Genomic DNA, 18,566 nt, shown 5'->3' with positions numbered 1-18,566 from the left:
GACATCATCGTCCTCGCTTGTGAGTGGATTCGCAGAGCGTAGCAGAGCTTCTGTTTGTTGCAGCCATGGCGCACGACAGCTGCAATAAAAAATTCATCAAGTTACCGCAGTAGATTCGCAACAAATCGATACACTGGAATCTTTTGCCACAGGAAGGGCAATGATGCGCCGCGTTGTTTTCAATCAAAAGGGTGGGGTGGGCAAGTCGAGCATTGTGTGCAACCTGGCTGCTGCAAGTGCAATGGAAGGCTATCGGACACTCGTTGTCGATCTGGATGCCCAGGCCAACACCACGTATTACCTCACCGGTCTGACCGGCGATGACATCCCGGTGGGCATTGCCGATTTTTTCAAGCAAACACTGTCCTCCGGGCCGGCAGCCAAAAAAAGCCGCGCCCAGATCGTCGAGACGCCCTACGACAATCTTCACCTCATCACGGCCAGTGGCGAGCTTGCCGACCTGCAGCCCAAGCTCGAAGCCAAGTTCAAGATCAACAAACTGCGCCGGCTACTGGACGACATTTCCCCGGACTACGACCGGATCTACATCGATACGCCTCCGGCGATGAATTTCTATGCGTTCAGTGCGCTCATTGCCGCGGACGCGGTGTTGATTCCATTCGATTGCGATACCTTCGCGCGCCAGGCGTTGTATCAGGTGCTGGCGCAGGTGGCAGAGCTTCAGGCTGACCATAATGAGTCACTGGTCGTTGAAGGCATTGTCATCAATCAATATGTGAACACCACGGGCTTGCACCGCAACCTGGTCGAAGAGCTCATCGTCGAGGGGTTGCCGATTCTTCCGGTGTATCTCGGCAGTTCGGTCAAGATGCGTGAGTCCCATGAGCGGTGCCAACCGTTGATTCACCTCGACCGGCATCACAAGCTGACCGGGCAGTTCGTTGATCTCTTGCACGTGCTGGAGGAAGCAAGCTGAAGCGGCGCGAGCACTGAAAGATTTGGAAATAGTGCATTCCATCGACTTGAAGTCGGGCGATCAAAAACGCTGCTTAACTGAGCCATGTCGTTTTTTCAGATCACTGTTCGAACGGGGGAGATAGCAATGGCTGACAAATTCCGGGTGCTGTTTGTCTGCGCTAAAAATGACGTTCGTTCGCTGTTTGCCGAGGCGCTGCTACGCCACACCGACTCATCCAGTTTCGAAGCGTTCAGTGCCGGTCTTGAGCCCGGTGAGGTTGATCCTCGAACCCTGGAGTCACTCGAACACATTGGCATCGAGACTAACGGTCTGCGCAGCAAATCGATCGATGAATTCGAGGGGCAGGATTTCCATTACGTCATCACCCTGTGTGACAAGTCGTCCGAGGAAGCCTCACGGATGCCGACCTCCGGCGAGGTGATCGTGTGGAGCTTCGAAGACCCGACGACCAGTGAGCGACCTGAACCGTTTCGCCATGCGCTCCAGGAGATCCACGACCGCATCAAGATGTTTGTCACGGTGAAAACCAGGCAGTGAACAGAGTGGGACATGGTCGGTAAAGCCACCGCCCCACGGGTTTGCATTGGGGGGCGGTGGCAACGCTCTGAACCGTAGGGTGCGTCAACCTGGAAACTGATCACCGAACATGGGATGGCCACCCGCGGAGTTTTCGCGCGTGGCCTCGTCCTGAATCACATCCCAATGTTCGACCATCACACCCTCTTCGAGGCGCAGGATATCGACCACGACCCAGTTTGCAGGCAGGCCAATACCAGAGAAGCGTCCGTGCAGCATGACGAAATCACCCTCCGCGACCGCGAGCTGGCATTCATAACGCAAGTCGGGCGATCCCCCGGCGACCAGTTCAAACAGACCCTCGCGACCTGGAGGCACATGAGCGCTGTGCTGGATGTAAGAGGGCGACCAGAAGCGTTCGGCCGCCACCAGATCCTTGCGATTGAACAGTGTCTGGAAAGCTTCGAGCACGATGGCTTTGTTTTCGGCGGCTGTGTGTCGGGTCATGGTTGGGTCCTATTGGCAAAATGAGGGTCAGCCGAGAGCCGGTCCGCTGGCGAGCATGTCGTTGAACTGATCGACCCACGCATGTTCGTTCGGCCCGGGATTGGCACGCATGGCTTCGGCGGGAGAGACGAGGACTTCGTCCACGCCGCTCTCGAACTGCTCCATGGCTTGCGTGATGAACTGGTCCAGCGGAATGGCGCGCTCTTCCTCGCTGCTGTTGAGCAACTCGGTGCGTACCCAGGGCGGCGCAACTTCAACCAGTTGGATACCTTGTTCACGCAGCAGGTAGCGTTGCGACAGCGTGTAGGAATGAAGCGCAGCCTTGGTTGCCGAATAGACCGCCGCGACGGCCATTGGCACGAAGCCGAGCACGGAGGAGACGTTGGCAATCACCGCGTCAGGCTTCGCTTTCAGATGCTCGACCAGCGCCGAGGTCATGCGGATCGGGCCGAGCAGGTTGGTGGTGACGGTCAACTGCGCGAGCGCGTCGTCAACCGCGCCGCCAGCATTGTCCAGCATCATGACGCCGGCATTGTTGATCAGCACATTCAGATCCGGGTACCTGGAGAGCAGCGTCTGTGCGGCGGCCTGGATGCTGTCCGGGTCAGTGATGTCGAGTTCGATCGCAGCCATGCCTGGATTGGCGTCCAGTGTCTGCTGCAGCCGCTCTTTGCGTCGGCCGGAGATGATCACCTGGTTACCCAGCTTGTGAAAGGCTTCGGCCAGGCCCCGGCCAATGCCGGAGCCGCCGCCGGTGATGAAGATAGTATTGCCGGTCATACGCATGACACGTCTCCTGGAAGGATCAAGTAAGGGGCGTCCAGTACGGCGTTCGGTTGAACAGGTTCGAGCGATTCGCCGTGCTGAATGACGGCGCTAAATTGTCAGCTTCGGCGCTAGAGCAGTAGTCATCCTGATGGGCTATGACTTATGCAGGGAATGCATAGGTATCCGGCCGGTGCCACTTACACTCTCAACGTGTCGCTATCCTCGGCCAGGAGGCTGGAGATCAAATGCTCGATCAGTGCGCGGCCGGCACTTCGGGTGCGCGAGCCATGGGGGAAATAGGCATGCACAGGAATGGATTCGGTCATCCAATCGGTGAGCAGGGGGACGAGCTCACCGGTTTCAAGTTCGCGCCGGCATGCCCAGGCCGTTGTCGACGTGATCCCCAAGCCCGCGGTGGCCGCTGCGACAGCTCCCTCATTTTCGTCCGTTGAGAAATGCGCCTTGAGCTCAATGGTTCGGGTCTCTCCATTGCGTGTGAACATCCAGCCGCTGGGAACAATCGAGGCAGGGCCGGCGATGATTCGATGGGATTGCAGGTCCTCGGGGGTCGTTGGCTCGCCAGCGGCGCGCAAGTAGGCGGGGGAGGTGAGAATGAACCGGGAGATCGTCATGATCTGACGGCTCGTTGCACTGGAGTCCAACAGCCGTCCCAGGCGTATCGCGACATCGATATTTTCGCGGACCAGATCCTGCCAGTGATCGGCGAGCAGGACCTGGATATGCAGGTTGGGGTGCTGGGCCGCGAACGGCGCGATGCGCGGAATGATTTCCCTCACGCCGATGCTCGTTGGCATGCTGATTCGCACGACGCCACGCAGCTCTGCGCCCGCGCGAACGCTCTGTTCTGCCTCTTCCACCGCGGCAAGGATGGGCTCCATGCGCAACAGAAAATCCGCCCCCGCTTCAGTGGGCACGACTGCGCGTGTCGATCTTGCCAACAGCAGGGTACCGAGATCGGCTTCGAGTTCGGCAATAGCCCTGGATACTTGGGATTGAGAAAGACCCACTTCACGGGCCGCGGCTGAAAAACTGCCCAGTCGCGCGACCCTGGTGAAAAGCCGGTAAGTGAAAAGGTCCTTCATGCGTTAGCACCATCCATCAGCCCGTGTGCACTTAAAGGCCCCAGTTACCGGCGGTGCAGATTGTCACGCAGCTTCAGTGTGGAAAGGATAGTCCGTGTAACCCACCTCAGTACCACCAAAGAACGTCTCGCGGTCGTACGGGTTCAGCGGCCAGCCATTGCGCAGGCGTTCCGGCAAGTCAGGGTTAGCGATGAAGTGGCGGCCAAAAGCGACCAGGTCGGCATCACCGGCCTCAAGGATCGCCTTCGCCGACTCACCGGAAAAGCCGCCCGCCGCGATCAGGGTGCCCTTGTAGTGCTGACGGATGAGTTGGGACGCCACCGGATTCTGGTCCCGATGCTCGTCCTCGGCGGCACCCAGGATGCGCGGCTCGATCAGGTGCAGATAGGCGAGGTCCAGCTTGTTCAGTTCGCGGGCGACATAGGTGAACAGGCCAACGGGGTCGCTGTCGGACATATCGCCGAAATGGCCGCTCGGCCCCAGGCGCACCGCCACCCGATTGCTGCCCCAGACGGCGATCACCGCTTCTACGGTTTCCAGCAGGAACCGGCTGCGATTCTCGAACGAGCCACCGTAGATATCCGTACGTTTGTTGCTACCGTCCTGGAGGAATTGATCGAACAGGTAGCCGTTGGCCGAGTGCAACTCCACGCCGTCGAATCCGGCGGCGATACCGCGTACGGCCGCGTCGCGGAAGCTGTCCACCAGCCCGTGGACTTCCGCGATGGTCAGTTCGCGCGCCGGGGTGCCGGGGGTCCAGCCGGACTCGGTGTAGGCCAGTCCGCCGTGTTCCACGACGGAAGGGGCCACTGGCTGGGCACCGTCTGGCTGCAGCAGGCTATTGGACTGGCGTCCCGCATGGTAGAGCTGCAAAAAGATTTTACCGCCCTTGGCATGAACGGCGTCGGTCACCCGCTTCCAGCCAGCGATCTGGCTATCGTCATACAAGCCGGGAGCACCGAGGTATCCATTGCCATTGGCTGCGGCGATGGTGGCTTCGCCGATCAACAGGCCACCGGCGGTGGTGCGCTGGGCATAGTACTCGGCCATCAACTGGCCAGGGATCGCACCCGGCTCGGCACGCATGCGGGTCAGGGGGGCCAAAACAACGCGATGGGAAATCTGGTGGGGGCCTATCTGGATGCTCGTATGCAGTTTGGACATGACAACGATACCTATCAGTGGTGGGATGGGCGCAATGTAGGCGCAAAAAGCGTGGAGAAAAATATCCCGCGATGCCGAACATTTCGGATGGATTTTCCGTAATCCCGCCTCATTGGCGGGGGCTACCGGGGCAGGCAGGAGATGTGATGGAAAATCTGAGTGGCATCGCAACGTTCGTGCAGGTTGCCGAAACGCGCAGCTTTACCGAGTCCGCCCGGCAGTTGGGGGTGTCGTCCTCGACCGTGGGCAAGACCATCGCCCGGATGGAAGAGCGCTTGCAGGTCCGGCTGTTTCATCGCAGTACACGCAGTATCACGTTGACGGCAGAAGGGGCCCTGTTCCTTGAGCGATGCCGCCGCATCCTCAGTGAGGTCACGGCTGCCGAGTCCGAGCTGTCAGGCCTGGCGGGCAATCCACGTGGGCGGCTTCGCGTGGGCTCACCTCTGCTGGGCGACTTGATGATGCCGGCCTTTGACGGGTTCATGGCGCAGTATCCGGAAGTCGAACTGGATATCGATTTTTGCGACCGGATGGTCGACGTGATCGAGGAGGGTTTCGACGCGGTGATTCGGACCGGCGAGCAAAGCGATTCGCGCCTGGCCGCGCGCCGCCTGGGTTCCTGCGCACATGTGCTGGTGGCATCGCCCGTGTATCTCAAGCGGCACGGCGTACCTGTTTATCCGCATTAACTGGAGCGCCATCTATGCCTGCAACACAAATTCCCGGCCACGGGAAAGCTGGAGCGTTGGCCGCTGCGCCTCGAAGCCTCCGAGGCTGAATTGGTGCTGCCCGCGACGATGACGTCGAACACCATCGAGCCTCTTGCCTATGCCGCCATCCAGGGCAGGGGGATCGCCTTCCTGCCGACCTTCCTTGTGCGCGAAGCGTTGGAGGGCGGTCAACTGGTCACAGTGCTGGACGACTACCTGGACCGCCAGGTCGTCTTCTGGATGCTGTGGCCAGCCAGTCGCTATGCCTCTCCCAAGTTGCGTGTGTTCATTGACTACATGAGTGAGCACTTGCGCATCTGATTGCTCATGCCTCGTGAGGGACCCACAATCAGGCTGCCGCCAGTCCCCCGTCAATCAGGTAGATCGCCGCCGAAAACGTCACGATCGACAGCACGGTACTGACCAGGATGGAGGTGGCGGCTTCGCTCTGATAGGCGCCGGTCTGGTTCGCGAACATCGCCGGGATCGTCGCCGATGGAAGCGCGCACAGCAGGATCATCTGTTGTGCGTAAAGGCCATGAGTGCCCAGTACGACAGTGGCGCCGAACATCAGCACGGGGTGAATGAACAGCTTGAGTCCAAGGTTGGTCCACACCTCACCCGACATTTTCAGCTTCTCGGAAGACATGATCAGCCCCAGGCACAGCAGTGATACGCCCGGTGTTGCCTTGCCCAGAAGCGTGAGTGATTCCGCGGCCAGCGGCGGCAGTTTGACCTGAAGCAGGGAGAGGAGGATGCTCAGGGCCGGTGCCCACATCAGCGGGCGGCGTACGGCGCCCGACAGGCTCGACACGAATGCCTGGGTGCCGCTGCCTTTGCCATCGGCGATGGTGAGCAGCATGGTCGTCACCGGAATCATCACCAGGCTCGCGACCAGGTTCAGCACCAGTACTGAATAGATGCTGCCTGCGCCGTACATCGCGCCGAGGATCGGGATGCCCATGAAGGCGGCGTCGGGGTAGCCGTTGACGAAGCCCTTGAGCGTCGCCACCTTGAGGTCGCGAAAGCGCCACCAGCCGATCACCAGTGCGATCGTATACATGCCCATGATGCCGATAAATGTGGCGGCGACGAATTTGAAGTCGAACAGCTGTTCGCGAGGCGTGCCGGCCATCCCGACAAACAGCAGCGCCGGGAATATCCAGCCGAGCACCAGCCGGCTGATCAGCAGGCTGTCCGAATGGCTGAGCCGCCCGCGCTTGCCGGCGATATAGCCCAGCGCGATCACAAACGCGACGGGCAAGATGGGCCCTACGATCCTGTCTAACATGTCATCAATCCTCGTATTTATTCTTATCAAGAATGTCGCCATGGCTGATCGAGGCCGACAGTGAAGGCTGTGGCGTCGGCTTCGATCAGCGGTGCAATCGGCTTATGGGTCAGGGTTTGAAGCGGTAGTCGCGAATGACGTCCGGGTCCGGCTCGATGCCGAGTCCTGGCCCTTGCGGTACGTCGATGCGTCCGTTTCGGGGAATGATGGCGTCGCCATAGAGTTGCGCTTCGAGATCGAAATAACGCCATTCCACCAGTGACTTGGCACCACCCAGGGCGGCACTTCCATGCACGGCGGCCAGCAGGCCGGGGCCGTCATAGAAGGCGTGGACCATCACGGTGACGCCATGGGCGTTTGCCAGCGCATAGACTTTTTGCAGTTCGGTGATGCCGCCCATTTTTGCCGGGCTGGGCTGAATGAAATCGACCGCGCCGGCTTCGAGCAGGTGCTGGAAGTCCATCAGCGTCGACGCATTCTCGCCGGCCGCCACCGGAATGCCGCCGTGCCTGCGCACCGTCGCCAGACCCGAATAGTTCTCCGGCGGCCACACCGGCTCTTCGATCCAGCGCAGATTCAGCGGGCGAAGTTTCTCGGTCATATCCAGTGCTTCACGCACGGACCACGGGGCGTTGACGTCGAGGGTGATCTCCACGTCGGGGCCAGCGGCTTCGCACGCGGCGCGGATCACCTCGACATCGACCTCATGCAGCTTCAGGTGGCGGAAACCGCTGTTGACTGCGCGTTGCACATTGATGCGGATGAGCTCGGGGTCGGCATAGCGGATCAGGCTTGCATACGCCGCCAGCGAGGTGGCCTCACTGCCGCCAAGCAGCTGGTAGATCGGTTGGCTGGCCGCTTTGCCAGCAATGTCCCACAGCGCGATATCAATCGCCGACAAGCCGTAGATGAACGCGCCGCTGCGACCGAAGACGTGAAACTTCTTCTGCAAATCGCCCTGCAATTTCTCGCGGCGTGTGACATCGCTGCCAATCAGCTCGGGCGCAAGGATGGTGTCGATCACGATTTTTACCGCCGGTATCGCGGTGAAACCGAAGGTTTCGCCCCAACCGACAATGCCGTCGTCGGTCGTGATTTTAACCACGAGGGAATCGACCATCTGCAGGTCTTTCGGCCCCCAGACCCCACCGGCCGACTTGCCTCCAGTGGTGAACGGAATCCGCAGCGCAATGGTTTCAATACTGGCAATTTTCATAAGACGTCGCCTCAAGCGGGTTGCACGGTGTCGCGGCGATTTTCGGGTTTCGCCTGCGCCAGGTTGAGGACAACGTATATGACATCCTGTTGTCCTTCAACAGAACAACTGGTGTTTTTCTTCAGGCTTTAGTCTATATGTCTATTAAGTAATTGATTTTAAACATTTTAATTATTATGTCGGTTGCAGAACTTCAGTTTTAACTGACGGGAACAAGTCGCCTGATGTAGATTAAGTAGACAAGTGAGAGGGAAGAACGAGCATGAGTGAAATGAATGTGCAACCCGTCGCGCGGCGACCTCACCTTGCCGAGCACATCGCCCGCTCGTTGAGCGACGAGATTGCCTCCGGACGACTGCGGCCGGGCGATCGTTTGCCCACCGAACAGTTTCTCGCGCAAAACTTCGGCGTCAGCCGGAACGTCGTACGGGAAGGCATCGCGACGCTTCGAGCGCAGGGGCTGATCCAGTCACGCCAGGGCGTGGGCGTTTTCGTTTCGGCCGCGAGCCAATCGCCGGAGCCTTTGGCACCCCGCGAGAGTGCGCCGTTGCTGGACGGTGACAACACGATCCGCAACATGTTCGAAGTGCGGGCCGTATTGGAAAGCCAGGCCGCCGCGCTGACAGCGTCGCACATGACGCCCGGCAAGCTGAAAACCATTCAGGCGGCGGTCCTGCGTATGCAATATGAAGGCGAACCGACCCTGGACACGGTCAATGCGGACCTCGACTTTCATCGGGCCGTGGCCGCCGCGTCAGGCAACGATTATCTCGAGACAATGATTCGCACGGTGCTCGAACCGATGCGGGCATTGATCACGATGAACTTCGCGCGGCGAGGCCCGGTGTTCAGCAATATTCCGCACGCGGCGCGCGGGGAGCATGAAGAACTGGTCCAGGCATTCATCGACCGCAATGCGGCGGCGGCGCGTCAGATCATGGGGCAGCATATCGTCAGCGCAGCATCGCGATTCGGCTACGAGATCAAGTTTTACTAGGGGCGCGGGTTGTTTCATTGTTCTACAAGTGACTCAGCGAGCTTGCACGTGAAAAACACCCGGACAACGCGGTCATTCAGACAGGGCGCGTTATCGTTTACCTCCTTCGCGAGCAAGCTCGCTCCTACACTGAACACCAAACCTGCGGCCAATGAAGATCCCTTGTGGGAGCTGGCTTGCCAGCGAAGAGGCCGGCACATCCGGCACAGATGGCGTCAGATACGCCGCTTTCGCGAGCAGGCTCGCTCCCACAGGGGATCATTTCTCCTTTCTGCTCAGGCCGTATTGCTCCTTGCCGGCCCGATCAATCAGCCATGTCTTCAAGACCGCCGCGGCCGGGCGCAACCCGATCTGGCGAGGGTGTACGAGGTAGTACCCCCTCGACACCGGCAGGCGCATTTCAAAGGGTTCGCACAGCGAGCCGTTTTTCACCTCAACCTCCGTCAGGATCGCGCTGCTGAGCACAACACCTTGTCCGTGTCGTGCTGTCTCTATCGCAAGAATGGACTGATCGAAATGTTGGCAAGGGATGGCAGCGACCTGCGCGTCAGTCAGTTGACTGAAGCGTTTGAACCAAGGCGCCCAATGGGGAAGTAGCGTGGTGTGAAGCAGGGTGGCCCGCGCCAGGTCTTCAGGGCGCTTCAACTTGAGTTTGCGGGCATACGCGGGCGAACAGTAAAGGCGGGCTTCATCGCGGTACAGCAGCGTCGAGTCCAGCAACGGATCGTCACCGTCAAAGTAGCGAATCGCGAGATCGACCCGATCGCGCTCGAAATCAACCAACGCCGTCGATGCGCTCAGGTGCAAGGTGATGTCCGGCCTGAAGCTCAAGAAGTCGGCCATCCGTGAAGCAAACCATTTCGCCGCCAGGGTCGGCGGCATCGACAGCCACACCTCGCTCACCTGGCTCAGACGTAACTCGTGGCTGGCCTGCTGGATCCGCAGGAGCGCGGGCTGTATCGCCGCCCAATAGTTCAACGCAGCCTGGGTAGGGCGCACTTGCCGCACAGACCGGATGAACAACGGCGTGCCCAGCCATTCTTCCAGCTTTTGAATCTGCTGGCCGACGGCGCCGGGGGTGACATGAAGCTCGATTGCCGCTTCGGAAAAACTGCTGTGTTTCATTGCAGCATCGAACGCTAGCAGGGCCTTCATGGGGGGCATGCGGTTCATACTGAAGTTTTTCTACTCCATAGAAGTTTTTTAATCGTTTGTCCGACTCAGTCTTTACCAAGTAATTTCGGGCATCAACCCCCGTGCAGAGGTTCACCATGAATAAGTTTGTCTATCCGGCTTTTGTCCTGCTCGGACTGATCTGGGGCAGCAATTTCATTTTCATGAAATGGGCCGCCGAGGTGATTTCTCCCTCGCAGATCGTTCTGTTGCGCGTGCTCTTCGGCTTCGTTCCTGTACTGGTGCTGGCATTGTCGCGTCGTGCGTTGCGCTGGTCTCACTGGCGGTACATCCATCATTTCCTGGTCATGTCATTGCTGGCCACCACGCTGTATTACCTTGCGTTTGCCAAGGGCGCGGCGCTGCTCCCGTCCGGGATCGCAGGGATGCTCAGCGGGGCGATTCCGCTCTTCGCATTTTTGACGGCCTTTGTTTTTTTACGGCAGGAGCCGATCAATCGCTTGACGGTGACGGGGCTGATGGTCGGTTTTGTGGGCGTGCTGTTGATTGCCCGGCCCTGGACCAGCGCTGGCGACGGCATCGAAATCAAAGGCGTGCTTTACATGGTCGGGGGCTCGTTCAGCCTGGGCTGTTCATTTGTCTATGCCAGGCGTTTTCTTGCGAACAGGGATCTATCGCCCCTGGCCTTGTCGACTTACCAGATCGGACTGGCGTTACTGGTGCTTTTGTTGAGCACTGACCTCGACGGGATCGGGCGGATTGCCGATCAACCCGTTGCCTTGACCGGGCTGGTGTTCGGGCTCGGCATCCTGGGAACGGGTGTGGCCTACGTCTTGTATTACTTTCTGGTGCAGCATCTCGGGGCGCTCAAGGCCGCCGGTGTCACCTACATTCCGCCGGTGGTGGCACTGGGCATCGGCGCATTGCTGATTCACGAACCCTTGCGTGCCCATGATCTGCTGGCGCTGGCGTGCATCATCGCCGGGGTCTATGTGCTGCAGTTAGGGAAGTCGGCGCCGCGTCCGGTTTGCGCCGCGTACAAGTGATGGTCATGCAGGTCTGTCCCTTGAAAAAATGCGCTTATTCCGCACCCGCCACCAAACCGGCAAGGTTTGCCGGTTGGGTGAAACGCCAAGCTGTCAGGCGATGAGCGTGGCGCCTGTCGTCAGGACAATTTTTCCAAAGTGTGTGCCGGAATCGATCAGCTCGTGAGCGCCGCGAGCGTCGGTCAGCGCAAAGGTCTTGTAGATGACCGGCTTGATCTTGCCGCTCTCGATGTGGGGCCAGACCTGCTGCTCGAGTTCCTGCATGATGGTCGCCTTTTGCGCAGGGGTGCGCGATCGCAAGGTCGAGCCCATATGCGTCAGGCGTTTCATCATCATCGGTACGACGTCGAGGTCCTTCGCCGGGCCCTTGATCACACCCACCTGAAGGATCCGGCCGTCCATGGCGGCGACATCATAGTTTTTCTGCACGTAGTCGCCGGCAATGATGTCGAGGATCACATCGACACCTTTTCCAGCGGTGGCCTGCTTGGTTTCGGTGACGAAATCGGCCTCGAGATAATTGATCGCGAGGTCCGCACCCAGCGCCAGGCTGGCGTCCTGATGCGCCTGCGAGCCGACGGTCGTGATGATTTTCGAAGCGCCAAATGCCTTCGCCAGCATGATCGCCGTGGTGCCGATACCCGACGCGCCGCCATGGATCAACACCGATTCGCCAGCATCCAGCTTGCCGCGCTGGAAAACGTTCAGCCATACCGTCATGAACGTTTCGGGCATGGCCCCCGCTTCCAACAGCGACAGGCCTTTAGGGATGTGCATCGTGTTGCAGGCGTCCGCCACTGCAAATTCTGCGTAACCACCGCCGGGAATCAACGCACACACCAGCTCACCGATCTGGAAGTCGGACACGTTGGAACCCACGGCGACAACCTGACCTGACACTTCCAGCCCGGGAATGTCCGTCACGCCAGCGGGTGGATCGTACAGCCCTTTGCGCTGGAACACGTCGGGACCGTTCACGGCCGCCGCGTGGATGCGGATCAGCACCTGATCGGCGGTTGGCGTCGGTACGGGGCGCGTAGTCGGCACCAGGACCTCAGGGCCGCCTGGCTGTTTGATTTCAATGGCCGTCATGAGGGACGGTACGCGATAAATGGGATCAGACATAGCGATCACTCCTTCAAAAGATGATGCTCGATAATCCGGGCGGATCATTGAGCGAGGCCCCCCAAGCCCGCGCAGTATAAGTATCGGTACTGATGCTGGCGCGCAGCGTTATTCATGGTGAGTGATGCAAATTTGCATCAGTGGGGGCGCAATGAATTGGGGGCTGCCGCTGCCGTTACGCTTCGTCCATCACCGGATTGACCAGTTTGCCGATACCTTCGATTGACACCTCGACCACGTCGCCGGGCTTGAGGTAGACCTTGGGGGTCATGCCGAAACCGACGCCCGCCGGAGTGCCGCTCACGATGATGTCGCCGGCTTCCAGGGTGAGCGCTTCGCTGAGGGTGGAGATGAGGGTCGCTACATCAAAGATCATGTCTTTGGTATTGACGCATTGAACGATTTTTCCATTGACCCGGGTTTCCAGCAGCAGCCCCTTGCCGCCGGCGGGGAGCTCGTCGGCCGTGACCAGGTCCGGCCCGAATGCACCGGTATCGTCGAAATTCTTGCCGACGGTCCATTGCGGCGATTTGAACTGGTACTCGCGAACCGAGCCGTCGTTGAACAGTGCATAGCCCGCGACGTGATCGAGCGCTTTGTCTTTCGGGATATGTCGGCCCCCGCTTTTCAATACCACGGCCATCTCGCCTTCGTAGTCCAATGCGTTGGATATTTTTGGACGAATCAACGGTTTGTTGTGTGCTGTCAGGCTGCTGTTTAAACGCGCAAACAGCGTCGGGTAGTCCGGTTGGGCGTAGTCGGATTCTTTGACATGATCGGCGTAGTTCAAACCGAGGCAGAGGATTTTTCCCGGATTGCACATCAACGGCAGGTAGTCATTTTCGCCTATGTCGACAATAGGCCCCAATGCGTTGGCGCCGTAGGTGACCAGATTCACACCTCGCTCAAGCAGGGATTCCAGCGTCTCTTCGCCCAGTACCTTGACGCCATCGGCGGTGCGTACGCCCAGCACGGCGCGACCTCGATGGTTGAAGTGAACGTATCGCATGGGAGTGAACCTCTGTTTGTGGTTGATCCAGAAGGGGTTGATCGGGGTGCCAAGGAGTCTAGTGAGGAGGGGGGAAAGACGAAATTCTCCTTGCCAGCCAGCCAGCCAGCCAGACTGCTCGCCTTGCCGGTCAGGTATATGCCTCATGAAACTTCAATTTCATTGCTGGGCCAGTACGCCGGCGTCCTCGCATGGGGCGAGAAGGTCGCGCCTGATGTGGACCTATGTAGGAGCGAGCTTGCTCGCGATGGTCGTTAACGATGACGCGTGTTTACTGGCTAAACACGGCGCTCTTGATTCCATCGCGAGCAAGCTCGCTCCTACATCGTCCTAAGGTGAACAGCAGAAACAACGGCGGAGGGTGTGGCTGGTCAATGTTGTCTCGCGTGCGGATGCTGGTGTAAAACGGCTGCGCCTGAATCGAGTGGGAATCTGCAGATGAGTCCGCGTACTACTTCCTCCGGCTGGGCGAGCGCCATTGTCCGCGCCCTGGAAATGGGCGGTGTCGACTGCCGCAGCCTGTTCGAACGTCTTGGGATGGACTATTGCGCGCTGAGCGATCCCGAAGCACGCTTCCCACAGGATGGCATGACGGGCCTATGGCACCTGGCGGTAGAAGCCTCGGGGAATCCCGTCATTGCCCTGAACCTGGCCCAGGTGGTGCGACCATCCTCCTTCCATGTGGTTGGCTATGCCTTGATGTCCAGCCGCAACTTGCATGAGGGGATATCCAGTCTGGTCCGCTATCAGCGCATCATTGGGGAGAGTGCAGATCTCAGCCTTCACCCTACATCGGACGGCTATGAGTTGACGCTGGCTATTCACGGCGATCGATTGCCTTCCGCCAGGGAAAGTGCAGAAGGGTCGCTGGCCTATATCCTGGCCTTTTGCCGCTGGCTGGCGTGCCGTCCATTGACGCCTCGCCTTGTCAGCTTTGCCGGACCTGCGCCGGCTCATCCGGCGCCATACCGCGAGGTGTTCCAGGCCCCCCTGAAGTTCAATGCCGGGCACTATGCCTTGTTGTTCGACCGCACCGATCTGGATGCCCCGCTGCATTCTGCCAACGAGGCCCTGGCGCAATTGCACGAACGCTTCGCCGGCGAATACCTGGCGCGCTTTTCGGACGGCCAGATCACCCATCAGGTGCGTCAGTTGCTCTGTCGTTTGCTGCCCCAGGGGGAGCCCAAACGTGAAGTGGTGGCCCAGGCAATGTTAATGTCCGAGCGTACCTTGCAGCGCCGCCTGCAAGCGGAAGGCACCGGTTTTCATCAACTGCTCGACGGTACTCGCCGAGAGCTGGCTGGTCAGTATTTGATGCAGCCCCAACTCACCCTGCAGGAAATCTCCTATCTGCTGGGCTTCGCCGCTCCTGGGAATTTCTTCCGCGCCTTTCGCCGTTGGTTCAATACCACACCCAATGAATACCGGGCCGGATTGTAGGGCGAGGACTTTCAATCCCTATTGCTGTGCGGCGGATATCGGTGCATCGAGCGCATGGGCCGCGCGAATGGGGTCGAAGTACTCGCGCAGGAAGGCGATTTTGCCATTTTCTACCCGGCAGAAAAGGACGTAGTCCTGGCGATAGATTCGGCCCGTAGGCTTGATCAAGCCTTCTGCCTTGACCTCAGCCACCGCCATGCCGGGATCGGCAAAGGCGTGGATCTTCAGGTCGTGAAAGCGGAAATTTTCGACCGCGCCAACGAACCAGCCCACATGGTCCAGCACTTCGTTACGGCCGTTCAGTCGTTCGGGATGACCCAAACCCGGTGCATAGGGAAGCTCCCACAGCAGATCATCGGCGATCAGTGTCTTCCACTGTTCGTGGTCATCGATAAATGTCTGGAAATGCAGGTGCAGCAACTGCGCAGCGCTACTCATTTTCTTGTCCTCGATTGATTGGGTTGGTGCAGTGTTGCGCACCATGCCGATCGAGCGTGGCAACGTTGCCACGTCGATGAGGAATTTCGCATAGGGGAAGAGCGCGCAATAGCCGAATAAAATCGACGCCTATGATCGAGAAATTGAAATAGTTGCGGGTGCGTACCCCTGCACATCGTCGATGAGCGAAAAACGTGCGAACACGTACTCAGGCGATATAGCCACTGACCCCATCCCACAAAAGCTTCAAAGCCGTGACCACCAGCAATCCATAACAGGCGCGGTACATCTGGCGTTGATCCAGCCGTGCATGCAGCCGCCAGCCCAACCAGACACCACTGGGTACGGCGAGCAGACAGATGGCCGTCAGGCTCAACACGTTGCCGGTCGGTTTGGCCAACATCAGCCAGGGCACGGCCTTGAGCAGGTTGCCCACCGTGAAAAACATACTGGTGGTTCCGGCGTAGAGCTGCTTGCTCAGGCCCAGCGGCAGCAGGTAGATCGCCAGCGGTGGTCCGCCTGAGTGCGCGACCATGGTCGTGATGCCCGATGTGAGGCCTGCGGCCACGGCCTTGGGTTTTGAGCGTGGTTGGACCCTGACTTCGCCGCCGGCCTTGAACCAGAGAGCGACAAACGTCAGCGTGACCACGGCCATGACAATGGCGACGGCACGGTGGTCCATCACGCGAAAGAGCAGATAGCCGACGCCGATGCCGACGACCAGTCCGGGCACCAGCAGTTTCAGGTCCACCCTGGACCAGGTGGATGGCTTCCAGTAGCGCAGGCCGAACAGGTCCATGGCGATGAACAACGGTGCGAGCAGGCCACCGGCCGTGATCGGGTCCATCACCAGCGACAGCAGCGGGATGCCGACAATGGCAAAGCCGCCGCCGAATGCGCCCTTCATGAAACAGATCAGAAAGACCCCGGCGAAGGTGACAAGGAGGGTGGTGATGGTCAGTTCCAAGGTGTCGGCCCTCTGGGGATTCATTCCGGATGGATGCGAGCCCATAATCTCGACCATGACCTGCACAAGAAAAAGTGCCAGTTTCGAGGTTTCTCCATGGGCCAGTTTTCAACCGAATCCAACGCATCCTCCCGTGGTACGGAGCGCCGTATCTACGCCAGGCTGCGGGCGCAGATCGAGGACGGCACGCTCGCCGCAGGTGCGAAACTGGTGTCGACCCGGGCAATGGCGGCGGAGCTAGGCGTGTCGCGCACCACCGTCACGGCGGTCTACGAACAACTGGCCGCCGAGGGCTTTGTCGTGACCTCGGCGGGCAAAGCCGCCCGGGTGGCACGGGGGATGAGTACCCCGTCCGGGGCGGTCAAAGCGGACTCGCAGTCGAGCCGGAAATTGCCGCCCGCACTGTCTTCGTACGGTCAGCGAGTGGCCGCCCTCGAGCCGTACAGCGTCGCTTCGCCACTGGCCCGCATCGACTTCAAGTACGGCTCGGTGGCCTCGCGGGATTTCCCGGCCCTGGGTTGGCAGCGCGCTTACCGCGCCGAACTGGTCAAGCGTCAGGCGAACCTCTATTACGGTCAGCCCGAAGGGGAAGAGCGCTTGCGCAGCGCGCTGCAGGGCTACCTGCGCCGCGCCCGCGGCCTGGTGTGCGACGTGGAGCAGATTCTCGTGGTGCATGGTTCGCAGCAGGGCGTGGACCTGTGCGCCCGGCTTCTGCTTGACCCGCAGGATGCCTTCGCTTTCGAGGAGCCGGGCTACCGCATGGCCCGATACAGCTTCGAGGCCACGGGCGCGACGGCGCTGCCCATACCCGTCGATGCCGCCGGGCTGGATACCCGCCATCTGCCGGACGATGATCGCGTGCGGTTGGCCTATGTGACCCCGTCGCACCAGTTTCCCATGGGCGCCGTGCTGTCCATCGCTCGTCGCCAGGAACTGCTGAGGTGGGCAAGCCGACACCGCGCATGGATCATCGAGGACGATTACGGCGGCGAGTTTCGTTATGGCCAGCGACCCATCGACGCGCTGCAATCGATGGACACCGATGCGCGGGTCATTTATGTCGGCACCTTCTCCAAGGCACTCTCGCCGCAGCTCAGGCTCGGGTATCTGGTGCTTCCCCGCGAGCTGGTTCATGTGTTCCGCGAAGCCAAGCGAATGACGGATCGTCACTCGGCGCGCTGGGAGCAAAACGTGCTGGCCTCGTTGATCGAAAGTGGTACCTATGAGCGCCACGTGCGCCGTCTGCGCCGCGAGAACGAGCGACGACGAAAAGCGCTGCTGGAGGCTGTCGAGCAGCATCTGGCGGGGCAGGGGCAACTGGTCGGCATGGCGGCGGGGCTGCATGGCGTGTTGCTGCTGCCGGCACTTCGCGCCGTGGCCGAGCTGGCGCTACAGGCGTCCGCTCTCAAGCGCGGGGTGGGCGTTTATCCGCTCGCGCCGCTGTTCGCCGGCACTGGGTCATCGGCGTGCGAGCGTCCCGCAGGGCTCATTCTGGGTTATGCCGGCCTGACGACCCGGGAGATTGATGAAGGGGTTGGCATTCTTGCCGAAGTGATTCGGGACCTCATTGGGGGATTATCGAAAGCCCGTGTTGAGCTGACGCCAATAAGAAGGTGAGAACCCCGTACATCGACTGAAGACCCTGGAGAAATGCGAGCTGTCGGAGAATCCGCAATCAATCGCGATATCGGTAATTTTCAGTGAGGGGTTCAGGAGCAGCTTCCTGGCTTTGTCCACGCGTAAATGCAGAAGGTACTGATGAGGACTGGATCCGAGACTGAGCTTGAACGCCCGGCTGAAATGGCAGCGAGAGTAGGAGCATTCACGGGCCAGTTTTTCAACGGATACACCATCGACAATATGCGCACACAACATTTCCCTGGCACGTCGCTGCTGCCAAGGCGCCAAGCCTCGATCCTTCGACGACACGGCAAGGCTTTTTCGACCCTGCTGGAGGGACAGGTGCGCCTGCATGGCCATCATGACTTGATCGATGAAAAAGCGATTGGCTTCATCCGGCTGGTTGAGCATGGGCATCACCGCAGAGGCCAAGTGAAACATGACCGGGTCAGACGCCTCGATGCTGTACAGATGGATGAGCAAGAATTCATCGATGGACGGTGTGTGGGTAGCGGGGGTGGTTTTTTCGGGTATCGGATGCATGCTCAAGCTTCCTCGAAATCGGGATACAGGTG

18 protein-coding genes and 1 pseudogene are annotated in these 18,566 nt (G+C 59.7%); 7 read left to right on the top strand and 12 right to left on the bottom strand.

Annotated features, from left to right (window positions below; translation table 11 throughout):
• The first annotated feature begins 163 nt into the window (after nucleotides 1-163).
• Nucleotides 164-937: a ParA family protein gene (locus LAB08_RS18410; protein WP_096515317.1), complete on the top strand. Its 774-nt coding sequence runs from the start codon at nucleotides 164-166 to the stop codon at nucleotides 935-937.
• A 126-nt stretch (nucleotides 938-1,063) separates the two neighbouring features.
• A complete protein-coding gene (locus LAB08_RS18405) occupies nucleotides 1,064-1,477 on the top strand; it encodes an arsenate reductase ArsC (protein WP_096510354.1) in 414 nt (137 codons plus the stop codon).
• Between the two features lie 84 nt (nucleotides 1,478-1,561).
• On the opposite strand, the gene LAB08_RS18400 is transcribed toward LAB08_RS18405, so the two are convergent.
• The 4 genes from LAB08_RS18400 to LAB08_RS18385 all read right to left on the bottom strand — a co-directional run bounded on the left by LAB08_RS18400 (nucleotide 1,562) and on the right by LAB08_RS18385 (nucleotide 4,998).
• On the bottom strand, nucleotides 1,562-1,963 hold the full coding sequence (locus LAB08_RS18400) for a nuclear transport factor 2 family protein (RefSeq protein ID WP_096510355.1): 402 nt from the start codon (nucleotides 1,961-1,963) through the stop codon (nucleotides 1,562-1,564).
• A 27-nt stretch (nucleotides 1,964-1,990) separates the two neighbouring features.
• A complete protein-coding gene (locus tag LAB08_RS18395; protein WP_096510356.1) occupies nucleotides 1,991-2,749 on the bottom strand; it encodes an SDR family oxidoreductase in 759 nt (252 codons plus the stop codon).
• A gap of 179 nt (nucleotides 2,750-2,928) precedes the next feature.
• Nucleotides 2,929-3,834 carry a LysR family transcriptional regulator gene (locus LAB08_RS18390; protein WP_096510357.1) on the bottom strand — a complete coding sequence of 302 codons (906 nt, stop codon included), beginning with the start codon at nucleotides 3,832-3,834 and terminating at the stop codon, nucleotides 2,929-2,931.
• A gap of 63 nt (nucleotides 3,835-3,897) precedes the next feature.
• Nucleotides 3,898-4,998 (bottom strand): alkene reductase, encoded by a 1,101-nt coding sequence (locus tag LAB08_RS18385; protein WP_096510358.1) that lies wholly within the window; start codon nucleotides 4,996-4,998, stop codon nucleotides 3,898-3,900.
• Nucleotides 4,999-5,144: 146 nt separating this feature from the next.
• Here LAB08_RS18385 and LAB08_RS18380 point away from each other — a divergent pair.
• Nucleotides 5,145-6,029: pseudogene (locus LAB08_RS18380) on the top strand (LysR family transcriptional regulator).
• 28 nt (nucleotides 6,030-6,057) lie between these two features.
• Here LAB08_RS18380 and LAB08_RS18375 read toward each other — a convergent pair.
• Entirely contained in the window at nucleotides 6,058-6,999 is a 942-nt protein-coding gene (locus LAB08_RS18375; protein ID WP_096510359.1) for an AEC family transporter, read from the bottom strand.
• Between the two features lie 109 nt (nucleotides 7,000-7,108).
• Entirely contained in the window at nucleotides 7,109-8,215 is a 1,107-nt protein-coding gene (locus LAB08_RS18370; RefSeq protein WP_096510360.1) for a mandelate racemase/muconate lactonizing enzyme family protein, read from the bottom strand.
• 262 nt (nucleotides 8,216-8,477) lie between these two features.
• Here LAB08_RS18370 and LAB08_RS18365 point away from each other — a divergent pair, with 262 nt between their 5' ends.
• Nucleotides 8,478-9,212, top strand: a complete 735-nt coding sequence (locus LAB08_RS18365) for a FadR/GntR family transcriptional regulator (RefSeq protein WP_096510361.1) — start codon at nucleotides 8,478-8,480, stop codon at nucleotides 9,210-9,212.
• Nucleotides 9,213-9,470: 258 nt separating this feature from the next.
• On the opposite strand, the gene LAB08_RS18360 is transcribed toward LAB08_RS18365, so the two are convergent.
• The gene (locus LAB08_RS18360; RefSeq protein ID WP_096510362.1) at nucleotides 9,471-10,385 is read right to left on the bottom strand and encodes a LysR substrate-binding domain-containing protein; all 915 of its coding nucleotides are present in this window, start codon (nucleotides 10,383-10,385) and stop codon (nucleotides 9,471-9,473) included.
• A gap of 98 nt (nucleotides 10,386-10,483) precedes the next feature.
• On the opposite strand from LAB08_RS18360, the gene LAB08_RS18355 reads away from it, so the two are divergent.
• Nucleotides 10,484-11,392 carry a DMT family transporter gene (locus LAB08_RS18355; protein ID WP_096510363.1) on the top strand — a complete coding sequence of 303 codons (909 nt, stop codon included), beginning with the start codon at nucleotides 10,484-10,486 and terminating at the stop codon, nucleotides 11,390-11,392.
• A 93-nt stretch (nucleotides 11,393-11,485) separates the two neighbouring features.
• On the opposite strand, the gene LAB08_RS18350 is transcribed toward LAB08_RS18355, so the two are convergent.
• Complete coding sequence (locus LAB08_RS18350) at nucleotides 11,486-12,484, bottom strand: NAD(P)H-quinone oxidoreductase (protein ID WP_096515319.1); 999 nt, start codon at nucleotides 12,482-12,484, stop codon at nucleotides 11,486-11,488.
• A gap of 208 nt (nucleotides 12,485-12,692) precedes the next feature.
• Nucleotides 12,693-13,526, bottom strand: a complete 834-nt coding sequence (locus tag LAB08_RS18345; RefSeq protein ID WP_096510364.1) for a fumarylacetoacetate hydrolase family protein — start codon at nucleotides 13,524-13,526, stop codon at nucleotides 12,693-12,695.
• A 438-nt stretch (nucleotides 13,527-13,964) separates the two neighbouring features.
• Between LAB08_RS18345 and LAB08_RS18340 the strand changes: the two genes are divergently transcribed.
• Entirely contained in the window at nucleotides 13,965-14,966 is a 1,002-nt protein-coding gene (locus tag LAB08_RS18340) for an AraC family transcriptional regulator (RefSeq protein ID WP_096510366.1), read from the top strand.
• A gap of 18 nt (nucleotides 14,967-14,984) precedes the next feature.
• On the opposite strand, the gene LAB08_RS18335 is transcribed toward LAB08_RS18340, so the two are convergent.
• Both LAB08_RS18335 and LAB08_RS18330 read right to left on the bottom strand, forming a co-directional pair.
• Nucleotides 14,985-15,404 carry a nuclear transport factor 2 family protein gene (locus LAB08_RS18335; RefSeq protein WP_096510367.1) on the bottom strand — a complete coding sequence of 140 codons (420 nt, stop codon included), beginning with the start codon at nucleotides 15,402-15,404 and terminating at the stop codon, nucleotides 14,985-14,987.
• 208 nt (nucleotides 15,405-15,612) lie between these two features.
• Nucleotides 15,613-16,371, bottom strand: a complete 759-nt coding sequence (locus tag LAB08_RS18330) for a sulfite exporter TauE/SafE family protein (RefSeq protein WP_254007474.1) — start codon at nucleotides 16,369-16,371, stop codon at nucleotides 15,613-15,615.
• 96 nt (nucleotides 16,372-16,467) lie between these two features.
• Here LAB08_RS18330 and pdxR point away from each other — a divergent pair, with 96 nt between their 5' ends.
• Nucleotides 16,468-17,988: a MocR-like pyridoxine biosynthesis transcription factor PdxR gene (pdxR, locus tag LAB08_RS18325; RefSeq protein WP_172901586.1), complete on the top strand. Its 1,521-nt coding sequence runs from the start codon at nucleotides 16,468-16,470 to the stop codon at nucleotides 17,986-17,988.
• Here the strand turns inward: pdxR and LAB08_RS18320 are convergent.
• The gene (locus LAB08_RS18320; RefSeq protein WP_157755692.1) at nucleotides 17,947-18,534 is read right to left on the bottom strand and encodes a helix-turn-helix domain-containing protein; all 588 of its coding nucleotides are present in this window, start codon (nucleotides 18,532-18,534) and stop codon (nucleotides 17,947-17,949) included. The two genes, pdxR and LAB08_RS18320, sit on opposite strands and share 42 nt — an antisense overlap.
• Nucleotides 18,535-18,566 lie beyond the last annotated feature (32 nt).

It is taken from the genome of Pseudomonas izuensis, from assembly GCF_002356535.2.
In the GTDB taxonomy this organism is placed as follows: Bacteria; Pseudomonadota; Gammaproteobacteria; order Pseudomonadales; family Pseudomonadaceae; genus Aquipseudomonas; species Aquipseudomonas izuensis.
The sequence above is the reverse complement of the archived record's forward strand: the minus strand, read 5'-3'. Positions and strand labels throughout refer to the sequence as shown.